The sequence below is a fragment of the Pseudomonas sp. AK106 genome, from assembly GCF_053903055.1.
In genome coordinates, this window is sequence record NZ_CP096426.1 from 3970310 (window position 1) to 3991188 (window position 20879).

At 60.9% G+C, this 20879-nt stretch carries 15 protein-coding genes; 1 reads left to right on the forward strand and 14 read right to left on the reverse strand.

Annotated features, from left to right (window positions below):
• Positions 1 to 6 precede the first annotated feature (6 nt).
• The 7 genes from M1E04_RS17530 to M1E04_RS17560 form a co-directional block, all read right to left on the reverse strand.
• On the reverse strand, positions 7 to 2589 hold the full coding sequence (locus tag M1E04_RS17530) for an NfrA family protein (protein WP_456291789.1): 2583 nt from the start codon (positions 2587 to 2589) through the stop codon (positions 7 to 9).
• Positions 2586 to 4694, reverse strand: coding sequence for a glycosyl transferase family protein (locus tag M1E04_RS17535; protein ID WP_065986506.1), 2109 nt, complete (start codon positions 4692 to 4694; stop codon positions 2586 to 2588). The genes M1E04_RS17530 and M1E04_RS17535 overlap by 4 nt, the downstream gene beginning before the upstream one ends.
• Positions 4695 to 4706: 12 nt before the next feature.
• Positions 4707 to 6920 (reverse strand): hypothetical protein, encoded by a 2214-nt coding sequence (locus M1E04_RS17540; RefSeq protein WP_192134719.1) that lies wholly within the window; start codon positions 6918 to 6920, stop codon positions 4707 to 4709.
• A gap of 39 nt (positions 6921 to 6959) precedes the next feature.
• Complete coding sequence (gene wecB / locus M1E04_RS17545) at positions 6960 to 8132, reverse strand: non-hydrolyzing UDP-N-acetylglucosamine 2-epimerase (RefSeq protein WP_065986502.1); 1173 nt, start codon at positions 8130 to 8132, stop codon at positions 6960 to 6962.
• Between the two features lie 890 nt (positions 8133 to 9022).
• Positions 9023 to 10645 (reverse strand): methyl-accepting chemotaxis protein, encoded by a 1623-nt coding sequence (locus tag M1E04_RS17550; protein WP_456291790.1) that lies wholly within the window; start codon positions 10643 to 10645, stop codon positions 9023 to 9025.
• Positions 10646 to 11325: 680 nt separating this feature from the next.
• Positions 11326 to 12123, reverse strand: a complete 798-nt coding sequence (locus M1E04_RS17555; RefSeq protein WP_456291791.1) for a hypothetical protein — start codon at positions 12121 to 12123, stop codon at positions 11326 to 11328.
• 307 nt (positions 12124 to 12430) lie between these two features.
• Entirely contained in the window at positions 12431 to 13351 is a 921-nt protein-coding gene (locus M1E04_RS17560; RefSeq protein WP_456291792.1) for an MFS transporter, read from the reverse strand.
• Between M1E04_RS17560 and M1E04_RS17565 the strand changes: the two genes are divergently transcribed.
• Entirely contained in the window at positions 13350 to 13613 is a 264-nt protein-coding gene (locus M1E04_RS17565; protein ID WP_456291793.1) for a hypothetical protein, read from the forward strand. The two genes, M1E04_RS17560 and M1E04_RS17565, sit on opposite strands and share 2 nt — an antisense overlap.
• A gap of 117 nt (positions 13614 to 13730) precedes the next feature.
• On the opposite strand, the gene M1E04_RS17570 is transcribed toward M1E04_RS17565, so the two are convergent.
• From M1E04_RS17570 to M1E04_RS17600, 7 genes are all read right to left on the reverse strand, one after another.
• On the reverse strand, positions 13731 to 15308 hold the full coding sequence (locus M1E04_RS17570) for a sensor domain-containing diguanylate cyclase (protein ID WP_456291794.1): 1578 nt from the start codon (positions 15306 to 15308) through the stop codon (positions 13731 to 13733).
• A gap of 120 nt (positions 15309 to 15428) precedes the next feature.
• Entirely contained in the window at positions 15429 to 16034 is a 606-nt protein-coding gene (gene cysC, locus M1E04_RS17575; RefSeq protein WP_456291795.1) for an adenylyl-sulfate kinase, read from the reverse strand.
• Positions 16035 to 16059: 25 nt separating this feature from the next.
• Positions 16060 to 16842 (reverse strand): class I SAM-dependent methyltransferase, encoded by a 783-nt coding sequence (locus M1E04_RS17580; protein ID WP_456291796.1) that lies wholly within the window; start codon positions 16840 to 16842, stop codon positions 16060 to 16062.
• Complete coding sequence (locus M1E04_RS17585) at positions 16811 to 18013, reverse strand: hypothetical protein (RefSeq protein ID WP_456291797.1); 1203 nt, start codon at positions 18011 to 18013, stop codon at positions 16811 to 16813. The genes M1E04_RS17580 and M1E04_RS17585 overlap by 32 nt, the downstream gene beginning before the upstream one ends.
• A gap of 45 nt (positions 18014 to 18058) precedes the next feature.
• Positions 18059 to 18790, reverse strand: a complete 732-nt coding sequence (locus M1E04_RS17590) for an SDR family NAD(P)-dependent oxidoreductase (protein ID WP_296307948.1) — start codon at positions 18788 to 18790, stop codon at positions 18059 to 18061.
• Positions 18787 to 19524 (reverse strand): sulfotransferase-like domain-containing protein, encoded by a 738-nt coding sequence (locus tag M1E04_RS17595; RefSeq protein ID WP_296307947.1) that lies wholly within the window; start codon positions 19522 to 19524, stop codon positions 18787 to 18789. Before M1E04_RS17595 ends, M1E04_RS17590 begins: the two co-directional genes overlap by 4 nt.
• Positions 19521 to 20624: a transaldolase family protein gene (locus M1E04_RS17600; RefSeq protein WP_456291798.1), complete on the reverse strand. Its 1104-nt coding sequence runs from the start codon at positions 20622 to 20624 to the stop codon at positions 19521 to 19523. The genes M1E04_RS17595 and M1E04_RS17600 overlap by 4 nt, the downstream gene beginning before the upstream one ends.
• Between the last annotated feature and the right edge of the window lie 255 nt (positions 20625 to 20879).

The following is a 20879-nucleotide window of genomic DNA, read 5'->3' on the forward strand; positions in this document are numbered from 1 at the left end:
CCGTCCTCAATAAGAGTAAGTCAGACGAGCGAAAACACCTTTGGCGCGGTCATCGCCAGACACTTTCACTCGGTATTGCAGCGAAAAATCCACATAGGAGCGCGGCGCGTTGTACGCGTCTTCCCGGAACCAGTAGCGCACGTTGTTACCGACGCCGACGCCAGCCGCATGGCCGGAAGAGTAGTCAGTGCTGCCGTCGGAGCGGGTTTCGCTGTCCATCTTGGAGTCGTAGTCGAACGCGGCCACCACGTGGGGGAACGTCACCCAGCGCGAGCCGGCGCCGCCAATGGCGTAGCTGCGACCACCCTGCCATTCGCTGTTGATGTAATTGCGCGAGTCGTTGACGTAATGACCGGTTTCGGCGAACAACTGCGACGTCCACCAACTGGGGACATCAACCCGCAAATCGGTGCCGATGCTGGAGCCGTAACCCAGGCGCAACAGCCAGTCGCCGTCGACGTCGGAAGAACCCAGGGGAAAGGTGCGTTCCACGGCCGCCATGACGTTCAACGAGGTGAACGGCTTGACCCGCACGCCCAAAGCGCCTTGCAGTGCATCCAGGCCGGTGTCCGAATCGCTGTTTTTGCTCCACAGCGTGTCGGTGACCCGGCCATACAGTTCGACGAAACGGGCGTTGCGGTAACCCAGCGGGCGCCACGACAGTTCGGTGCTGTTCTGCAGGCTGTCGTTGCTGCTACTGCTACTGCCACTGCCGCTGTTGCCATTATTGCTGCCAGTGCTGGGCGCCGAGCTCAGGCCACTGGTGGAACTGTTGCCGCGATAACTGGTGGTGCTGGTCAGGCCCCAGGTGCGCGACACATCGGCCACGGCGCGACGGGTGTCGAACAGCTGCTGGTCGGTCATGTCCAGTTCGCCGCTATTTTTGGCGTCGATAACCCGCTTGAAATAGCCGACAGCGTGTTCGTCGTCACTGACCCGCATCGCGTTGTAGGCCGCGTCCTGAGTCGCTGTCGGCGCGAGAGGCGCGGCAGCGTCAGCCTTGCGGAATGACTCATGGGCGCTGTCATCGTCGCCGGCCTGTACCGACAGGTAAGCCACTTGCAGATCGCTCATGCCATCCAGTTCGCCAGCGTCGCGGGCGACCTGAAGGCGTTCCCGCGCCGTACGACGTTGACCCAGCGCAGCATAGAGACTGGCTTCTTCATACGTGGGCAGGCTGCCCAAGGCCAGGGCCTGGGTGAAGTCCTTGCGGGCACCGGCATCGTCACCGGTCTGCTGCTTCAACCGACCGCGCTGGGCCAGCAGACGGGCGTCGTCGCCATTGGCTTGCAGGCCATCGCTGGCCGCAGATATGGCTTCGGGCAGGCGCTTCTGCTCGGTCAGGGCGCTGACCAAGAGACTGCGATATGCCGGATTCTGCGGCGCCCGGCGAATGGCTTCGCTGGCCAGGGCCGCTGCCGAAGCGGCGTCCTTGCGGGCCAGCGCAGCGTAAGCCTGCACAGCCGTGTCCGTGCCGCCATCGCGCTGGTTGCCCGGCCAGATATCGCAGATCAGGCCGAATGCGCTTTCCTGGCAGTTAAGGGCCGGGGCGGGAAAACGCGTCGCGGTTTTCAGGCCATTGTCCTTCTGGCGCAACGCAACCTGGGCGGCGGCGCGACGGCGGGCGACTTCACCGCCCGTGTCGGCGGGCAGTTTTTGCAATTGATCCAGAGCCTGCTGCGGCTCGTTGTTGGCCAGCGCCAGGTCGGCGGCGAAAAAGCGAATCTCGCGCACCTCAGAGTCCAGCAAGCCTTCAATGGACAAGGCCCGGTTCAGGTCAGCCTGTGCCGCCTGGGTCTTGCCCTGACGATCCAGGGCGTAGCTGCGCAGAATCCATGGCGCGGTTTCGCCATCGTCCTGGGCCAGCGCGCCGGTGGCGGCCAGTTCGGCGGCGCGGTAATCCTTGTTGGCGATCAGCGCGCTGATCAGCAACTGCTGGTGAGCGCCGATTTCCGGTGCCCAGGCCACGGCCTTGCGGGCTTGATCCACGGCCAGCGGCAGGTTGCCTTGTTCCAGCGCGCGATAACCGGCGATGGCCAGTGGCGCGGCGAGTTGACGGCGAACCGCTTCGCGACGCATCAGCAAGGTGTCGTCATCCGGAAACACCCGCAGGGCTTCGGTGGTGGCCTGATCGGCCTCCTCCAGATGCTGTTGGCGTTGCAGGGATTCGATCAGCAGCAGGCGGTAATCCATGCGCCTGGGTGCCTGGGTGATCGCTTTGCGAGCGGCCTGCGCGGCGACGCCGAAGTTTTCGCGATCGTAGGCCTTGAACGCTTGGGCCGCCGCGCTGAAACCGGGGGCCGGGCGCGAAGGCGACTGCGGGTAGCGCTTGGGGTTGTCGCGTTGTTCCTTGTCTCGTTGCGCCTGCACGATCAGCCGGTTCAGACGGGTGACATCGGCGCGCTGACGCAAGGCTTCGCGGGCCTTGGCGATGGCCAGGTCGTAGTCCTTGCGATCGTAGGCGCTGTAGGCCTCATTGGCAGCCTGATACGCGGGACCGGTCAACGGCAGCGGCAGAATTTCGCCATGCACCAGCGCAGGCAAAAGGGTCAGCCCCGTGGCCATGAGCGTCAGGAAAGGGCGGTTCATGCCGGGAGCTCCGTTGGGTAATGACTGTGCTGACGGGCCACGGCCTGTTCGATGGTGGTCCGAGGCAGCACGCCGCTGTCGACGAGATAGTCGCCGATGCGCCCGTGGTGCTGCGGGCGGTAATTGAGCATGGTGCGGTTGAACACGTCGCGGTCCAGCAGGCCCATTTCGATCAACAAGTCGCCCAGCATCGGCGCGCGGGCGTTGGGCACCGGTTGGCCGTCGAGCGCATAGACGTTTCGCAGTTGCGCGACGATCTCGCTTTCACGGGCAATCAGCTGCACCGGCTCGCTGCCCAGCTCATCGCTGATCTGTTGCAGGCCTTCAGCAGACAGCGGGCTGGCGACGGCGATCTGCCCACGGCCCTCCTCGTTGGTCCCCAGTGGCACAACACGCCAGCGCAGGGCGAACTCGTCGGCCAGCAGCGATGGATTGGCTTTGTGGGCCACATCGAACACCCGCGGCAGATCGTTCTGAAACGCGATGGCTTCCGCCAGGGTTTCGTCATCCAGCCAGCCGTGGCTGAGCAAAATGCGGCCCAGTGGCATGTGGCGGGTTTGTTGTTCGTCCAGTGCGGTTTGCAGATTGCTGTCGTTGATAGCCTGCCAGGACAACAACACGCTGCCCAGCTTGCGCGGTGCGGCAGCGACCAGGTCGGTGGACGGGAAGTCGTGCATGGTCTTGTCCCAGACCAGCTTGCGGTTGAGCACCTTGCCCACCAGAAACATGCGCCACGCCCGAGAGGCGGCCATGAAGTTGACGAAGTTGCCCACCACCATGCGCGGGAGCGACAGCAAGCCGTGCTGCCAGCCGTACAGCACCGTGGTGAAGTAGCAGCGGTGCAGGATGCGCCAGCCCAGGGCCAGGCCGTTGGCAATCAGCAGGTACTTGATCCAGCCGTTGGATTCGAACGGCGTCGGGAAGCTTACGTTCCACAGCCCGCTCTGGCGCAGGATAATCAGCGCCACCAGTTGCACCAGGATCACGTAGGCCAGGATGCTGACAAACGCTGTGACCACGCCCTTGCGGTCGCGAAACAGCAGGTAACGGTTGGCCAGCGAGCCGTTCCAGCCCATCTGCTCCCAGCCTTGCAGGCCGATGCCCAGGGTCCAGCGCGCTTTCTGGCGGAACGCCGTGCGGAAGGTGTCCGGGAAGAATTCGCGTACGCACAGCGGCATCTTCAGGGTTGATTCGTAGGGTTTGCGGAACCACGATTTGCGCAGCACCCGGAATTCCACCGGGAAGCGCACGAAGATGGCGTTCATGCCGACCTTGGCCAGGCGTGCGCCAACGTCGTAGTCCTCGGTGAGGCTGTCGGTGTTGAACGGCTGGTTCTGGGTTTCCCCGGCCAGCACTCTCAGGGCCCGGTGCGAGAAGCAGGTACCGACGCCGGCCGAGGGCACGGTATCGGTCATGCTTTCGCGGACCACCAGGTCCTTGCCATGCCATTCGGCAAACTCGTCCATGTACGTACCGGCCACCCATTCGTACCAGTTGCGTTCCAGGGAAACGACCGGCAGCTGGATCATGTCCTTGCGTGGCAACAGGTAGTTGAACAGGCGCAGTTCCAGCGGATGCAGCACGTCTTCGCTGTCGTGCAGCACGACACCGGCGAAGGTCATGCCGTGGGTTTGTTCATGCAGGAAAATCGCCTGAATCACCCAGTTCAGGCAGTCAGCCTTGCAGGTCGGCCCGGCATGGGGGACTTCCACACGGTGCAATTGCTTGTAACGCCGACGCATGCGCTCCACCTCATCGATGGTGCGCTGGTCGTTGATGTAAGTGCCGACGAAGACCACGTAGTTCTGGTAGTCCAGGGTCGACACCATGTTCTCGATCATCGGCGCGATGACGTCGTATTCCAGCCAGGCCGGAACCATGATCGCCAGTGGCTGCTCATCCCGGTCCAGCAATTGCTGGGCGGTCAGTGGCCGGTATTTGCGGTCCACGGTGAACTTGCGAAACAGGCGGCGAGACCAGTACCACAAGTCAATGAACAGATCGTCCAGGCTGGAAATCAGGATCAGCACCGCGACCACAATGGTCGCGACTTCCAGGAAGCTGTAGTAATGAGCCAGCCAGTAGGGCCAATAAAGCGACGTCATCGAAGGGTTCCGTTACTGGCGATTGCGACGGGCGCTACGGCCAGCCAACATCAGGATAAGCACCAACAGGATGCCGCCGGGAATCAGCCACAACAGCGAAGGCGTGCGCCAGGCGTCCAGGCCCTTGGGCTCCTCTTTGTCGATGAACTGGCTACCGCTCGGATCCTTGCTGTCGAAGGTGTTCACGACACCGTTGTCGCCCAGGATTGACACGTCGCCGCGGGTCAACAGCACGGGCTTGGCGAATACCGGGGCATCGCTGCCCAGGACGCGATAGACCAGACCGTGCTGGCCACCGGCATCCACGGCCTGCAATGACGCCAGGTGGTTGAGCGGCGACAGGTCCAGCAGCGGCTGATCCTGGTGGTTGATGCGCAGGCGACCCTGGTCATCGACGCGAACCGATTCCTTGCTGTCCTTGAGCGGCAGCTCGAAGGCCAGGAAGTCTTTGTCCGGCGTGACCGTGGCTTTAGGATCGCTGCTGACTTTGAGTTCAGCGCGCAGCGGCGAAACGCCCGCACCGTCAGCCACCGAGATCACCTGCGGCAAGCTGCTGGCCGGGTGATCCAGGTAAGCCTGGGGCACGAGGATCTGCGTGTTCGTGGCGTAACGGGCGGCCATGCCGGAGAAACCGTCATCCAGTGAAATTTTGTCGAGCACGATGTGGCTGGTCGGCAATACGGAAACCGGGAACGCTTGCGGCGTTTCCAGGCAGCGATCACTGACGGGCTGACGCTGGAACGAGACACGCAGGACGTTCTTGGAACCCAGGGCGTAGCTCGGGATACGCGCTTCGATGCGCTGTTTCTCACCGTTGGCAAGCAACTGTTGCGCGCCGATCAGGTAATCGTTGAGGAACAGTGACGCCACAGGAGCGGTGTCCGAAGCGCCAGGGGCGGCGGACACATCCATCACGGCCTTGACCGGCAGGCGACCGTCGTAGGCCACGCTGCCCAGCGGGAAGGAGGCGCTCCAGTCGGACTTGGCGAGCACGTCGATGGTGCCGGGGTTTCCGCCCAGATTGGTCAGGGCCACACGGCCGTCGGCACTCAATGGCATCTGCGCTTCGCTGACGGTCAGCGTGCGACTGCGGGCCAGTTTGTTCCAGGCGCTGCTGAACAGGGCCATGGCCTTGCCGGTCGATTCAGGGGCGATCATCAGCACCGGACGGGTGCCGAGCAATGCCAGACGGACGTTATCCGTGCCCTTGGCGGCCAAACCGGCGTTCACGTGACGCTCGCGCCATTGCGTGAACGCGCTGGCAGCTGTGGCGTCCACACCTTGAATCTGGCTTTGCAAGGCGTCCAGGGATTCGTTGATCGCCTTGAGCAATTGCGGGTCGTTGATCGCCAGGTCGGCCTGCACGTCAGGGGTCTGGCCGAGCATCAGCAATGCACCGATTTCCGCCGGGTTGGCCAGAGCATGCGGGCCCTTGCCGTTGAGGCTGGCGAAGGCCGGAATGCTCTGCAGTTCGGCCGGAATGCGCAGTGCGCTCAGGTCAACGCTGTCCTGCACGGCAGGGAACGACAGGATGCGCGCGTGTTTGCCGATCCGTTCCAGTGCAACGCCCAGGCGCCAGGCGGCGTCGTACGTGCCGACTGCCAGGCTGCCCGGCGCGACCATGATGCCCGGCTTGGCCGGCAATGCGGTCCAGGCAGCGCCGACGTCCTGCAACAGGTTGGCGTCGTAGCTGTAATTGAGGCGGGTGTCGGGTTCGATGCGCAACACGTTGCCAATCGCGCGTTCGTCTTCACACAGCACGCGAGAAACGATCGACGACCAGGCCACGCCCAAACGTACCGAACCGCTGTTGCGAGCGGCCTTGTCCACGCCGAGCGTGGAGCTGGCGTTGCCTTGCGCTTCGCTGAGGCCTTCGGCCCGTACCGGATAGCCATCCAGGGACAACAGCAGGGTGTTGCGACCGCCCTCCCCATTCAGGTAGCTGGCATCGAAGTTCAGCGACGCATCGGACAACGGCACACCCGCCGGAACCGGCAGGTACAGTTCGCGGCGCGAATCCGTGGAGCCGAGCACGATGGGGGCGTCGATGCCCAGATCTCTCAGGCGAATCTCCCGGTGTTGCAGCGTATCGGCATTGAGTCGGTTGATCGCCTCGGTGAGCGGGCTGTCCGCCGCCAGGGCAAAGTTGGGCATGAGCGCGAGCAGGCTCACGCCACAGACAAGGGCGCTAAGTGCGCCCGTTTGGGTGGCAACGGAAGACTTCATTCAGGCAGATCTCAAGCTAATAGAGGGGTCGGGCGTTTGTTACTGGTACGTGGACGACGGGCGGTTGTCGTCCCGTGCCGGGGCGCTGTGCCCGTACTCGAGGTATCTGGGCACGTGCAACTGGCCGACCACGAAGTCGTTGACCGGGCGGCCCATCAAGGCATCAACGATGCGCGAACTGGCCTTGCCGTCACCGTACGGGTTGGCCGCCTGGGACGCGCGGCGCCACAGCAGGTCGTCGTCAAACAGCGCGTTGACGCCGCTGATGATCGAGTCCGGAGAAGTGCCGACCAGCCGCACGGTGCCCGCCGCAACAGCTTCAGGCCGTTCGGTCACATCGCGCATGACCAGTACCGGTTTGCCCAGGCTTGGCGCCTCTTCCTGCACGCCGCCGGAATCGGTAAGGATCACGTGGGCGCGCTGCATCAGACGCACGAACGCCAGGTAATCCAGCGGCTCGATCAGATGCACATTGGCCAGTCCGCCTAAATGCTCGGTCACCGGGCCCAGGACGTTCGGGTTCAAGTGCACCGGGTAGACGATCTGGATATCACTGCGCTGGGCCAGTTGACGCAAGGCTTTGCAAATATCCAGGAAGCCGTCACCGAAGTTTTCCCGACGATGGCCGGTCACCAGCAGCACTTTGCGGTCGTTGCGCAGGAAGGAGAATTGCTGATCCAGCCGGGTACGCAGTTCAGCGTTCTGATCAATGCGTTGAGCCGTCAACTGCAGGGCATCGATGACCGTGTTACCGGTCACGTAGGAACGCCCTTGCAAGCGCTCGCCCAGCAGATTGCGGCGCGATTCATCGGTCGGCGCGAACAGCATGTCGGCACTCAGATCGATGCACCGGCGGTTCATCTCTTCAGGCCATGGGCTGTAGATGTCACCGGTGCGAAGACCGGCTTCGACATGCCCCACAGGGATCCGGCGATGGAAGGCGCACATCGACGCGACCATGGCGGACGTGGTGTCGCCATGCACCAGCACACGGTCCGGCCGGGTGATTTCCAGCACCGGATCAATGGCTCCGTACAGCGCGGCTGTCAGCGAGTTGAGGGTCTGATGCGGCGTCATCACATCGAGCGTGAAATCAGCTTTCAGATCGAACAGCTCCAGCACCTGCTTGAGCATGCTCTGGTGTTGGCCGGTGATGCAGATCTGCGAGTGAATACCCGGCTCTGCAGCCAGTGCCTTTACCAGCGGGGCCATCTTGATGGCTTCCGGACGTGTACCGAAAATCGACAGGATTTTAATCCCGGAATGACTACGAGCGATGATGCCCTCCTCACACGGATGTTCCGCGCCTACTCGCTGCTCAAGGCGTCATTGCGTCTTGAACGAACTGAGAATTGAGTTTATTGGGCCGGGGACTTAATCAGAATTCAGACTTGATATTCACTTCTTGTGAGATGGCGCATTGCCTTGCTTCCCGGAGCAGTCGGGATTATTAACACTAATAGGGATGACTGCAAACACAGATGGCCAAAAAGAATGTTTAATTATTCAGTGTGAAACTTCTGAAGTTATGAACAGTCGATTAGGGGTTTTTATTTCGTTGGGAGTGGAAACTTCTTGAGCAACTTAATGGGCGTTTGCCCCAGTGTTTCCGGGGGTGCCGGGATTAATACATGCCGCCCGTCTGCCGACTTGGACCTTTTCTTATATACCGTTGTCGCGACGCGGGCTATATAGAAATACTTAATCCAATGCACCTTCGATAGTCACCGCAATGGCGCCTGTATATTGTCGAAGCCGATAGCGAGAGTGTCGGACAATACATACCCAGTTGCAAGCCTGTTATGTATCGAAAGAGAAATATATGAGGCCATCACGGGTTAGCGCTCATGCAGCACCCAGCGTCTTCGCTGGGGCGGCCTGTTCAGGGTGAGTCTTTAAGGGTGAAAAAAGTCACCTCGAACCGGCATGGTAAAGATCGGGTTGTGCACCCAGCCGAACCTCACCCGGATCCCGCGCGACTGCTTAGCCCGCCAATAGACCAGCCGGGAAGCTCACGGGGGACGCCAGGGCAGTGTTCTTCTGCCCGGCATACCGGCAAGCCTTCCGCATTCATCTTCAAGAACACATCATTTCTGACAGCCCTACAGACGGAACCGACCCACTTCCTGCTTGAGCCCTATCGCCAGCTGATTCAGATCATGGCTGCTGCGCAAAAGGTCTTGCACGGACAGATTATTCTGCTCGGACATCTGTGCAGATCGCTCGACGTTACGGGCGACGTCCTGACTGGCCGCTGTTTGCTCACGCAATGCCAGCGATATCTGTTCGACGACCACGAGCACCTGGCCAGAGCTTTCACTGATTTCGGTAATCGCCTTGCCTGCCGACTCCGCCATCTCCACGCCCTGGCTAACTTCCATCACGCCGCTGCGCATGCTCTCCACGGTATCGCGGACGCCGAGCTGGATCTTGTCGATCATCCCGGCAATTTCCTTGGTGGATTTACCGGTGTTCTGCGCCAGCAACCTCACCTCGTCGGCCACGACTGCAAAGCCGCGACCCTGCTCCCCCGCCCGCGCCGCCTCAATGGCCGCATTGAGGGCAAGCAGATTGGTTTGATCTGCGATGCCCTGAATGACACTGACGATGGTGGAAATCTGCTCGGAGTGTTGACCCAGCTCCGACACTTTGGTCGACGCATGCTGCACGGTCTTGGCGATACCATTCATGCTGGTAAGGGTGTTCTGGATAACGGCCGATCCATCCAACGATTGCTGACCAGAGCGACTGGCAAGTCCACCGGCCTCACCCGCGTTATTGGAAACATGATTGATACTGACCGTCAGCTCTTCAACCGTGGCCGCCATCGCTGATGCTGCGTTGGATTGTTCGCTCACCGCGCCGGAAAGCTGCTGCGACGCCCCTGAGATGTTCTGTACGGACTCGATCAACTGGCTGGCAGCTTGATTGATCTGCTGGATCATTTCTCGCAAGCGAGCTTGCATACGAGCAAACGCCTTCGGCAGTTCATCGCTGGTACTGGTATCGATTACCGTGTCCAGTCTGCCCTCGGCGACTGCGGTTGCCGCGTCGATAGCCACCTGCAGGCGGGCACGGACCGTGCGGCCCAAGGCGTAAGCCAGAATGATTGCCAGAACGGCGGCAATCAGACCACCGGCCATCAGGATCGTGATCGCGCGATCCTTGGCGTCGTTCATCTCTTGAGTGCGCCGTGCCAGCAGGGCTTCTTCCGTCTGCGAGATATCTGAAATGATCCCGCGCATGCCATCCATTTTGGCTTTGTCCGCGCCACTGTCGATGCGCTGATCAACCGAATCATCGGAGTTGCCGCTTTGTGCCAATTGACGACGCTGAGCAATGATCGAATGAACATCTTCGTCCAGCCAGCGTGTTTGTAACTGCGCCAATGAAGCCAGCCGTTTCTGTTGTTCGGCGTTATCAATCGTCAATGATTTGAGCGTTGCCAACGCATCGGAAAACTTGGCTTCACCGGCAATTTGCGGCTCAAGAAAGTTGTCCTTGCCAGTAATCACGAAGCCGCGCATCCCGGTCTCGATATTGATCAACTGTTCAAGGGCCATCTGGGACTGATTTAACACACGATACGTGTGGACGTTGCTGTTAATTGCGCTGTCGACCTGACCAAAACCACGATAGGCACTGAAGACAAGAATGCCCAGAATCACCACGATCGCGGCGAAACTGAGATAGAGCTTTTGGGTAATACTGAGTTTGCTAAACATAGGTGTGCACTTCGACAGTGGAGCATCCTTCGCTCCGGCTTTTAGTTTTTTTCGTGAACAATCTGGTCGATATCATTCCGACATCACTCTTATCGACAGCTTTCTTCGCAGCTTGAATCCGGCTGTTATTTGCCATCAAACGTGCAGCATCACGCGCGCGGAGATGGATTCGCTTTAGTCCACCCTACGCCTCTGCCCTTTTCGAGCACGGAGCGGTACTTTTTGACGGGATAAGCAGGGTCGCGGACTTCCGCCACACAGACACTGCTATTGAAGGGGACGATGCAGGCAGCGAACTGATCGCAGAGGTACGCGACGCCAACGTGCATATCGCCAAACGTTTTTTAGACGTCAGGGACTCCGCAGGCGCTGTGCGTGGGCTTCTCAGGTTGACTGCACCTGTCGCTTTCGCTCGGCAACAACATCAACGCTCAGGCAGCGTTGGGGGGAAGGTTCTCTGGTTCAACTACTTGAGCACTGGCAACTCAAGGGGGCGTTCTCGGACGAGATCAATCTGGTTCGACCTTACTCGCCACAAATTCCCAGGGCTGTCACTGCTCTGGTGGCGTATCTCAAAGACCAGTTTTTACAAGGTTTCTGTTGTCGGAGATGATCCTCAGTACCCTGATTCAGGCCCTGCCAGGCATGTCCCCATAAGAGAAACATGCGGCAGGAATCGTTTAGAGCATGCCCGCGACGTTGCGCACCTCTTCTGGCGCAGCTTCGGTTTTTGACAAGGCGCCGGCATAGGCGCCAGCCGCCATGGCTGCCGGGTTGCCGCCACCGCCGATCAGGCCTTCGGCCGCGCCTTTGGCGGTGTGCACCCCGCCTTCGACCCCGCCTTTGATCATCCCGCCAGCGCTGCCATCAGACTCACCGATCCCCGTCATGACGTTACTCAAGCCGGGGACCATCCACAGCGCTTTGCCCACTTCGCCAGCGGCCGAAGCCAGTCCGTTCTTGTCATCGCCTTTCTCCGCCACAGGGGCGTCCTTGGTCTGGGTGCGGGCAGAATCGCCGGCGGAATGCGCACTCGCCCCGCCACCGAACGGCTGCAACAGCGCCCCGATTAACTTATCAAGCAGCTGCATCAAGGGAGAAGACGGCTTCGAGGCCTCACCGTTGTTGCTCAGCCCCGGGCTTAGCTCAGCCAGAGACTGGTTTTGCAAAGCGGCCGGCGCGCCACTCCCGGCAGGGCCGCCATAGTTGACCGCGCCTGTGGGGGACTGAGCGGCGTATTGGGAATTCTGCGTGCTTTGGTCAGCCCGATAGATGGCCGCGCCGCCGCTGGCCAGAGCCCCGGTACCTTGGGCCACGTTGCTGAAGTTACCGGTGGCGCGGCTGCCGCCGTTACCGGAGTCATTGGGGCTATTCGTCGGTTTGCCCGCGTCGGGCGTCGGTTTGGCGTCCGGCTTGGAGGCATGGGGGGTAATGTCAGGCGTCTTGGGCGACGAGGCGCCGATTCCGGGTAATTTCACGTTTTTTCTCCAAACTGAAAGGTCGGTTGGCAGTGCCCCAAGCCCACTCATGGCCGCTTGCACAGGTGCAGGCGTGTTGGATGTTGTCACGGGGCGATCGCTGTGAGGTTCGCGTGGTGAGTGGGTTGCCCTTGTGTGGCGCTGGAGGGCCGATCGGTTCCGCGCACAGAGCAATGCAATCACGCGCTTTCGCTCTTTTTTAAAACGCCTGATAGTCGTGGGGGCAATGCAAGCACTGCGGGCGGGCGTCAGGCGCCCGCTTCAGGCTCACCGACTACAAATGGCAGTACACACTCCCGTGGCGACCTCAGGAACGAATCCTCGCCCCCGAGATACCGTGCAGCAAAACCGCAGACGCCACGAACGCCAGCGAAGCGCCCACGACATTCGCAAAGTACCCGGTGCTCAAGCCATAGAGCCAGGCACTCAACAATCCCCCCAGCGTGCCGCCCGTTTGGTAGACCGCGTTGAGCGATGAGTTAAGACTTCCCCTGCGCGACGCTTCAACCAGCCCCATGGCATCGCCCAGGATCAACGCCAGCATCAGGTCTCGGCCGAACGCGAAAGCCATGTAGGCGGCGCCTTGCGTAAACGGCGAGCCCTCGCCCCATGGGATCACCTGAATCACCACCGCGATCGCCATCGAGGCGACGGCGCACAGGCGCAACGGATTGTTGAACCGACTGGCAAGCCTGGCGGAAAGCATCGCGCCGAACAGTCCGCCGACCTCGCCAATAAAGATGACCGAGCCGACGGTATCGACGCCGAATGAGGACAGGCCGTGCTGCACCAGCCAGCTCGGATACAGCCCCAGAAAAACGTACACGCCAATCGACCAGCAAAAGTACGCCGCCATTAGCGGGCGGGTGCCGGGACTGGCCGACAGCGACGTCAAGCGCTCCTTGTACATGGCTCGGCTTATTCTGGAAGAGGACAACGAAGCTGAAGGCGGTGTGGGAAAGGTAAGCGCCAGTCCGGCAAGGGCGGCGCAGACAAGCGCGAGGCCAATGACCGTGACTTGCCACGACAGCAGCCCTCCGACGACAACGCCCATCGACAGCGAGCACAAAAAGGCAATGGGCGCGGCGGTGGTGACATACCCGGCTGTCCTGGTGCGCGTGGGCGTGGGCGTGACATTGCCAAACGACTTCCATGTTGCGGAACTTTGTCTACGCTGAAAAGCGATGGGGTCATGAGGACCTCGACGTTCGTTCAGGAGTATTACCATGCACAAGCTCGTTTCGTCTGCGCTCATCACTGCACTGATGACTGCGTCCGTTGTTCCTTTGGCCCTCGCCGAAGACGACGTGGCAAAAGGTACCCGTCACGACAATCGGGAGTTGGACAAGGGCGTAGAACACGATGCCAAGGAAGCCGACAAAGGCGTCAAGCACGACGCCAGCGAAGTGGATAAAGGCGTTAAACATGACGACGAGGAACGTCATAAAGCGGATAAGCATCTGGATAAAGAAGTCAAAAAACATCTCTGAGTGCGCTGATTTCCGCTCATCAAAGGCTGTTATTTGAAAGGAATTGTCGATGCGTTTTCTTTCTTTATCGCTGCCTGCAGCACTTATCGTGTGAAGCGATGCAGCCATGGACTGCGCTTAAATAACCAGCGTTGCGGGTAACCCCTCGGCAAGGTGATTATCCGCACACGCCCCCTGAATCAATCGTCCCTCGACACGGTTGCGACCCTTGGTTTTAGCGAAGTAAAGGAGTCGATCGGCTTCTTCAAGCGCGGCTGTATAGCCCTCTTTCTCGGGTGCATCGATCACCACCACGCCCGAGCTGATCGTGAGTTTGCCCAGCGGGCTGGCTGAGTGCTCTATGCAGTTGTCCGTGATGGATGACTTGACCTTTTCGGCCACACTCAACGCACCCGCCAGGTCCGTTTCGGGCAGCAGCATGACAAACTCTTCACCGCCGTAACGTGCCGCGACATCCCCTGCCCGCTTGACACTGTTGGCGATCAGCCCCGCGACCTGCTTCAGGCAGTCGTCACCCCGGAGATGGCCGTAGTTGTCGTTGTATTGTTTGAACCAGTCAATATCCAACAGGATAATGGCGATCGTTGAGTGATTACGGCTTGCCCGTCCCCACTCCCGGTGCAGGGCAGCGTCGAAGCAACGTCGATTGGGCAGGTGCGTCAAGCTGTCGGTCTGAGCGATGATCTCCAGCTCGTTGCGGGCAATGTTCAGTTCACCTTCAGCAGTCATCACCTGCTTGATTTGTCGGTACAACAAGATGCCGAGCAGAACCAGGGCCAGGATAATCATGCCGGTCAGGATGATGGATCGTTGCGCATAGGCCCACCAGGGCGCGAGGACGTATTCGCAAGAGACGCCAGCCGCGGCGACGATGGGTAATCCGGACACGCGCCGATAGGCGTAGATCCTCTCGATGCCATCCACCACAGAGGTGATAACGGCGGTGCCGCTATCGCTATAGGGTAGATAGCGCGTGAAGATATCGCCCTTGGCCACGTTGGTGGTCATCAATGCGGTTAATGTAGGCCGCCGGGCCAGCAAGTCGCCATTGTTCAGGGCCAGGAAGATGACGCCCTTGTCGTCGACGTCCATGCGCTCAAAAAACTTCTGAAAATAAGCCACGGGAACCGTTGCCAGGGCAACACCTGCAAAACTGCCGTCAGCCGCAGTGATACGCCGACTGATCGGGATGACCATGTCCCCCGTATTCCGGCTCTCCACAATGGAGCCGATGTGGATGGATTCATCAGCGTTATCACGGTGATAGACGAAGTAGGCGCGGTCGTCGTTGGTTTTAGCCTTGACGCCTTTGGAGAAGGAGTTGGCGACCCAATTGCCCTGGGCATCGTAGATGAAGAGCCCTTGAATCCCTTCCACGTTCACCACGGCTTGAGCCATCAGCTTGGTTAATCGTGTTTGCTGCTCACCTGCGATGCCGTCATGTTCAACACGCTCAACGAGATCGCGCAGCGTGTTGTCAGCCTGTCTCAGGGTGTCCTGGGCTTGCTGCTCAGCGGCAAGGACGATGTTGAAGACCGCAATTTGCGCGGTGGCGATGCGCTCACGCTTGGACTGGTTCATCTGCCAGGCTGTCGCCAGAATCAACGATAGACAAACCAGGGCAATGAAGCTGATCAGCGCTTTGCTGAGCGCCGAGGCGGTTAACCTGGTCGACATAAAGGAGAAATGCTTCATTGGGCTGTCATCGGATTGGCGGTAGGGGGCGCTATGCAGTTTCCGTACCGTGGGGCTGCGATGAGCCATTTTGCGGCCTATCACGCACGGTGAAAGCGTGCACAGCCGATACACAGCGCCCTACCCCCGCGCCAACAACCAGTCATCAATCATCTTCACCGCCCGCCCCACATCCACTTCATCACTGCGAATATGCAGCTCCGGAAACACCGGCGGTTCATACGCTGAATCCACCCCGGTAAACCCCGGAATGCCCCCTGCCCGCGCGCGCCGGTACAACCCCTTCGGGTCCCGGGCTTCAGCCACCGCAAGAGGCACGTCGACAAACACTTCCACAAACCGCGCACTGCCAATGATCGAGCGGGCCAGCTTCCTGGCCGCGCGGCTGGGCGAGATCAACGCGACCATCACCGTCAGCCCCGCATCAACCATCAACGCGGCCACTTCCGCCACCCGCCGCACATTTTCCTCTCGGTCCTCGGCAGAAAAACTCAGATCGCGGCACAGGCCGGTGCGCACCGAATCCCCGTCCAGAATGCAGGTGGTTAACCCGCGCGCCTGCAGCACCGGGTTCAGGCTGTCGACGATGGTGGACTTCCCCGCCGCCGAGAGCCCGGTCAACCAGATGACCCTCGGTCGGACGGCGGACGGGGCCGGAGTGATCTCGCTGAACGGGTACGGCACCAGGTTGTGGTGCTGCGTCAGCCCAGGATGGCGCGTGCTCATGACCAAACTCCTGCGTGGATCAGCATCAGATGTGGGCTTTGTGAATGACGAAATCCACGTCCATGACGTCGTAGATCGGCTTGAAATCGCCGTAGGCAGACACGGTACGGAACCCGGCCTCTCGCAACTCTTCCTGCAGGTGTCGCGGGCGTATCGGGCACACCCGCAGCCGATACTGTGCACCGTCGGCAAAGCGATACACGAACTCGCACACCGCCTCGTCGAGTTCGCCGAGGGTGATGCTGGCGGAGTTGCCGCAGTAGTAATAGCGCCCTGAAGACGTGAAGCGACCGGCGAGAATCGCTTCGAAATTGCGCTGATCGATCAGCAGCATTCCGCCGGGTTTGAGCATCTGCCGAAACCGCTTCAACACCGCGATACGCGCGTCGCGGTCGAACAGATGGCAAAGCGAACTGCCGAGGCACAGCACCGCGTCGAACCTGCCCAGTACGCGAGCGTCCAGCGCTTGCCACTCGCAACGGTGGACCGGCACATCGACGCCCAGCCGATCGAAGTTGCGCCGGGCGCGATCCACCATGGTCGCGCTGCCGTCACACGCGGTGACGTCAAAGCCGGCCTTGTGCAACTGCGCCCCATGAAAGCCGCTGCCGGTGGCGGCATCCAGCACACGCCAGGCGCCGGCCTGGCGCAACAGGTCGAAGAAAAAAGACCCCTCGCCGGCTGCGCGCTTTTCCCAGTCGATGAGTTCGTCCCAGCGCTCGACGAAGTCCGCCACGTACTGGCGGGTGTAGTCGTGATCGGCCATTGCCGATCGGTCAGCAGGCAGAAGCGCGATGACCGGCGCCATGGGCGGCGACTCCTGTGTGGTGGCTGTTGGTGTGGGGAATGCCTACTGCGTACGCCAGGTATTTGCTGCCCAGCTCTTCCGCCCACGCCGCAGCGTCACACACGCGCATCTCGGCCATGGCGAAGTTGAGCTCGCGCTGCATGATCTGCCTCTGCACCTCGCCAAACACCGCCGAGCCGTCGGCACGAATCAGCGTGATGCCGTCGAGCCGCTGCCCCGCCTCATTCACCCTGATCGCCTCTTCCCGGGTCACGCCGTATGGCAGGTCGAGCAGGACTTTGCCCATGCCGACCTTGACCGGATAACCGCCGGGCAACCCCTGAGGCCCGGGCCCATGCACCCGCACCTCATGCTCGGCGTACAGGTTTTCCAGCACCGTCACCGCCGACATGGCGGTGAGGTACTGGCCGTCGACGCCGCCCAGCCGGCTGAATTGACGGGCGACGCAATCGAAAATAGCCTCCGGCGCGTGCTCACCGGTGCGCTCTTCACCGTCGATCCAGTACGTCAGGTTGAAGATAGGCTCCATGCGTTGCGGCGGCAGGCCATGGCGAGGCACGCAATGGCTGAAATAGTGATGCCCGACCAGCTTGGCGCAGACCTGAGTTGGCAGGCAGCCGGACAAATGCGCAATGGCGCTGCGGGTGGCCGGGATCAGGTTGGCGATGTTGCCGATGCCGACGTCGGGCGCCATGCCGACCTTGTAGAGGATCGGGTTGACCGCATCCGGGAACGCCGCGTTGACCACCAGACTTTTCGGGCAGGACTGTTTGACGGCTCGCATCAGTGCGTAGGCCGGCGCCAGGTGCATCGGCAGCCAGGGCCCGAGCTGCGCCTGATCAAGGGCAGCAAAACGCTCGGCCGGCAACTGCGTGATCACCCGCCAGGATTGCAGCGAGGCACAGTTGAGGATGATGTCCGGGCGAATCTTGAGCAGCGTTTCGGCGTTGCGGCTGATGCAGGCTTCGCGCAGGTCCATCTGATGGCTTTCAATCTGAATGTTGACGTTCTGTTGAAGCGCGGCCAGTCGGATCAGGTTGCACATCCGCGTGGCCTTTCCGAGGTCTCGACTGGCGACGTGGAATTCGAACGGGTTACGCGGGCCCAGGATCTGCAGGACTTGCAGGCACAGGTTGCCGCCGCCAACGATGAGCAGTTTTTTGCGGTGCATGGTGTTCTCCCTGAAATACGTGAGGGACGACGGTGTTTCCGATCGCTAGCGCGGGTAGGCGCCGTTATCCACTGCGATGACTTTTCCGGTCAGGTGACGGCTCTGTTCCGACAGCAGAAACAGAATGACGTCGGCCACGCCGTCCGGCTGAATAGGCTCCTTGAGGATTTCCTGTCGCTCGTACTCACGGCCTCGGTGCTCGGGAATACGGTCATGGATCGAGGTGTCGCGAATCAGCCCCGGGGACACGGCGTTTACCCTGATCCGGGGGCCGAAATTCCAGGCGTTCGCCTTGGTAAGGCCGATCACGCCAGCCTTGGTCACGCCGTACCACGCATCCATGCTGCCGACCTCCCCTGCCACCGACGTGATGTTGACGATGCTGCGCGAGTAGTCGGCCGCCGACTCCCGCCGTGCGAAGTCCTTGGACAGATACCCCAGGGATTTGAGATTGACGGCCCAGATCTCATCCACTTCCGCGTCGGTGTAGTCGTACACACCTTTGCCGTGATAGATCCCCGCGTTGTTGACCAGGGCATACAGCGCCCGGTGTTTGTGAAGGTCGTACAGGTTGCCGATAAACGACTGATAGACGTGCGCCTGGGAGAAGTCAGCCAGGTGGGTTTCCAGTCGGTGCAGGGGCAGGCTTGCCTGAAGCGACTGCAGGCCCAGCCTGTCGCTGTCCGCTGCGATGACGTAGTAGCCCGCCTTGACGCAGGCCAGGGTGGTGGCCTTGCCAATGCCGTTGGCGGCGCCGGTGATCACGATCTTTTTCATGGCTGTCCCTGCTCGGTGAACTGATTCATGCGCTCGTAGAAAGGTCGATGCAGCTGGTCATACGCCATCAGATGGGGATTATCGTGCAGCGGTCGTGGGTCGAAATCGGCGCTGCCCGGCATGATCGTGGTGCTGTTCTCGGCGTCCTTGTGCCAGCTGCGCCAGGCTTTCCATTGCTCGGGGCACCTCGCATTCCAGCTCAATGCTTCGGGCAGGAAATCCAGCTGCAGGTGGTCACAAAGCCTGCGCAGGGTGGTTTCCGGATGGCTGGCCAGGTCCTCGGCGTTGATCACACAAGGGGTTTTGCCGGTCAGCCGCCTGACCTCGCAGAAGATTTCGTACAGCGCTTGATGGCCGATGGCGTGCGCGGGCATCTGCGGGAAGATGGCGTGGTGGGAAACAATCGCCCGGGCCGGGTCGCGAACGATGAAGACGTTCTGTTGCTCTGCGAGAAACTCGGCGTCGGCCTTCAGCGGCGTGAGGCAGTGGTAGGCCATATCCTTATGGAACACGTGAGCGCGCTGGCGGGCGTCGCGCAACAGGGCTTTGATCGCTTCATAGTCACGGGGCATGCCGCAGTTGAGGTCCCCATGGGGAATGGCGGACTGTTCGTCGAAGGCCATGTGCGAAAACGGCTCGTGAAAAACCTCGAAGTCACCGCGCTCGATGAACACCCTTTCGAGGATCGTCGACCGCGAGCGGGGATGGGCCCAGAGGCCGATCATGCGGTTCATGCGCGGCCCTCCATGGTCGTTTTGTGACGCGCGACGGGCGGCGTGGAAACGGGCGGATCAAGCGTGTCGGCGATGAAGCCCTGCAGACGCTGCACGCCCAGGCGTGCGTCATTGCCCGCAGTCAGGAACGCCGGATAACGGGCGTATTCGTCCGAGGTCAGGCCGCCCTCAAAGTACGCCTGGTTGAAATACGGAATGGCCAGAAGGCGGTCCAGCACTTTGCCGGGAATCTGCACCCATTCCGTCGCCGGTGCGATGCTGCGCCCGGCCTGCTGACGGCGTATGAGGAATTCGATGAGTTCAGGCGTCAACGTGTACAGCGTGGTGTCGGCGCCGGTGCGCTGCAGGTGCCAGCAATGTTCACGCCCACGCGCATCGGTGTCGACCTTGATACTGCACAGCAACAGTTGCGCCGGTGTCTCGCACCGTCGCATCAGCGCCTGCATCGCCTGGTACACCGCAAGTTCGGCCCAGCGCTTATCCGTCTGGCCAAGGTGGAGGCGACGGCCCCGCGCCTGCCGCTCAAATTCCGGTTCCGCACCCAGCCGGCCGATCATGAAGCTCACCACGTAACGCGCCCGCTCCGTGTTCACACCGTTGGCAAGCGCCCGCTGGCGCCCGGCGTGAATGGCCTTGAGGCAGGCATCCAGCTGAGAGACGCTAAAACAGAAGGTGTTATTGATCGAGCAGCCCCGGGCGACCAGTTGCTCGATGGCGCGATAGCCCTGAGCGCTGCCCGGGATCTTGATCATGATGTTCGGCGCCAGCGCCGCCAGTTCGAGCCCGCGGGCCACCAGCGCGTCCTGATTCATCCAGTGCCCGCCCTCGATCTGCGCGGACAGCCAGCCCGTTCGATGCCAGGATTGCAGGAACAGCGGTAGTAACAGCTGCGCGCTGTCGATGATCAGTTGGTCATAAAGCGATCGCAGGCGAATGTCCGCAGGCATGGACGCCGGCAAGGTGTGGAGGAATGATCGGTAGTGGGCTGAATGGGTCACCAACGCCTGCCCCATCAACGCAGGATTTGTAGTGGCTCCGCTGACACCCGCGGCCGATGAACCCAGTGCTTCAGGCAACAGCGCGATAACCGACGACTGCATATCCGGGTAGGTCTGTAATAACCGCCTTTGGCACTGCTTATATATAAGGGGTGAAGAATCGAACCATACTTCCGAATCGGAATTATATGTTTTTAAAAGCTGAACGAAGCCCGAAACATCCATGAGGGTGTCCTTCCCTTTTCGATTAAGTCACGAAGATCAAGGCCCCGGCTGCATACGGGCAAAATGCCAGCTTATTCAAGCTGATAGTCAATGATCTGAGCCTTCGACGCATTACGATGGATCCATTCCCAT

Bases quoted from the DNA above. Each gene is read 5' to 3' on its own strand.
- M1E04_RS17595 (WP_296307947.1), bottom strand. From the start codon at position 19,524: ATGAACCGCATGATCGGCCTCTGGGCCCATCCCCGCTCGCGGTCGACG.
- cysC (WP_456291795.1), bottom strand. From the start codon at position 16,034: ATGAGCACGCGCCATCCTGGGCTGACGCAGCACCACAACCTGGTGCCG.
- M1E04_RS17535 (WP_065986506.1), bottom strand. From the start codon at position 4,694: ATGACGTCGCTTTATTGGCCCTACTGGCTGGCTCATTACTACAGCTTC.
- M1E04_RS17570 (WP_456291794.1), bottom strand. From the start codon at position 15,308: ATGAAGCATTTCTCCTTTATGTCGACCAGGTTAACCGCCTCGGCGCTC.
- M1E04_RS17560 (WP_456291792.1), bottom strand. From the start codon at position 13,351: ATGGTAATACTCCTGAACGAACGTCGAGGTCCTCATGACCCCATCGCT.
- M1E04_RS17565 (WP_456291793.1), top strand. From the start codon at position 13,350: ATGCACAAGCTCGTTTCGTCTGCGCTCATCACTGCACTGATGACTGCG.
- M1E04_RS17530 (WP_456291789.1), bottom strand. From the start codon at position 2,589: ATGAACCGCCCTTTCCTGACGCTCATGGCCACGGGGCTGACCCTTTTG.
- M1E04_RS17540 (WP_192134719.1), bottom strand. From the start codon at position 6,920: ATGAAGTCTTCCGTTGCCACCCAAACGGGCGCACTTAGCGCCCTTGTC.
- wecB (WP_065986502.1), bottom strand. From the start codon at position 8,132: ATGGCCCCGCTGGTAAAGGCACTGGCTGCAGAGCCGGGTATTCACTCG.
- M1E04_RS17600 (WP_456291798.1), bottom strand. From the start codon at position 20,624: ATGCAGTCGTCGGTTATCGCGCTGTTGCCTGAAGCACTGGGTTCATCG.
- M1E04_RS17550 (WP_456291790.1), bottom strand. From the start codon at position 10,645: ATGTTTAGCAAACTCAGTATTACCCAAAAGCTCTATCTCAGTTTCGCC.
- M1E04_RS17580 (WP_456291796.1), bottom strand. From the start codon at position 16,842: ATGGCGCCGGTCATCGCGCTTCTGCCTGCTGACCGATCGGCAATGGCC.
- M1E04_RS17590 (WP_296307948.1), bottom strand. From the start codon at position 18,790: ATGAAAAAGATCGTGATCACCGGCGCCGCCAACGGCATTGGCAAGGCC.
- M1E04_RS17585 (WP_456291797.1), bottom strand. From the start codon at position 18,013: ATGCACCGCAAAAAACTGCTCATCGTTGGCGGCGGCAACCTGTGCCTG.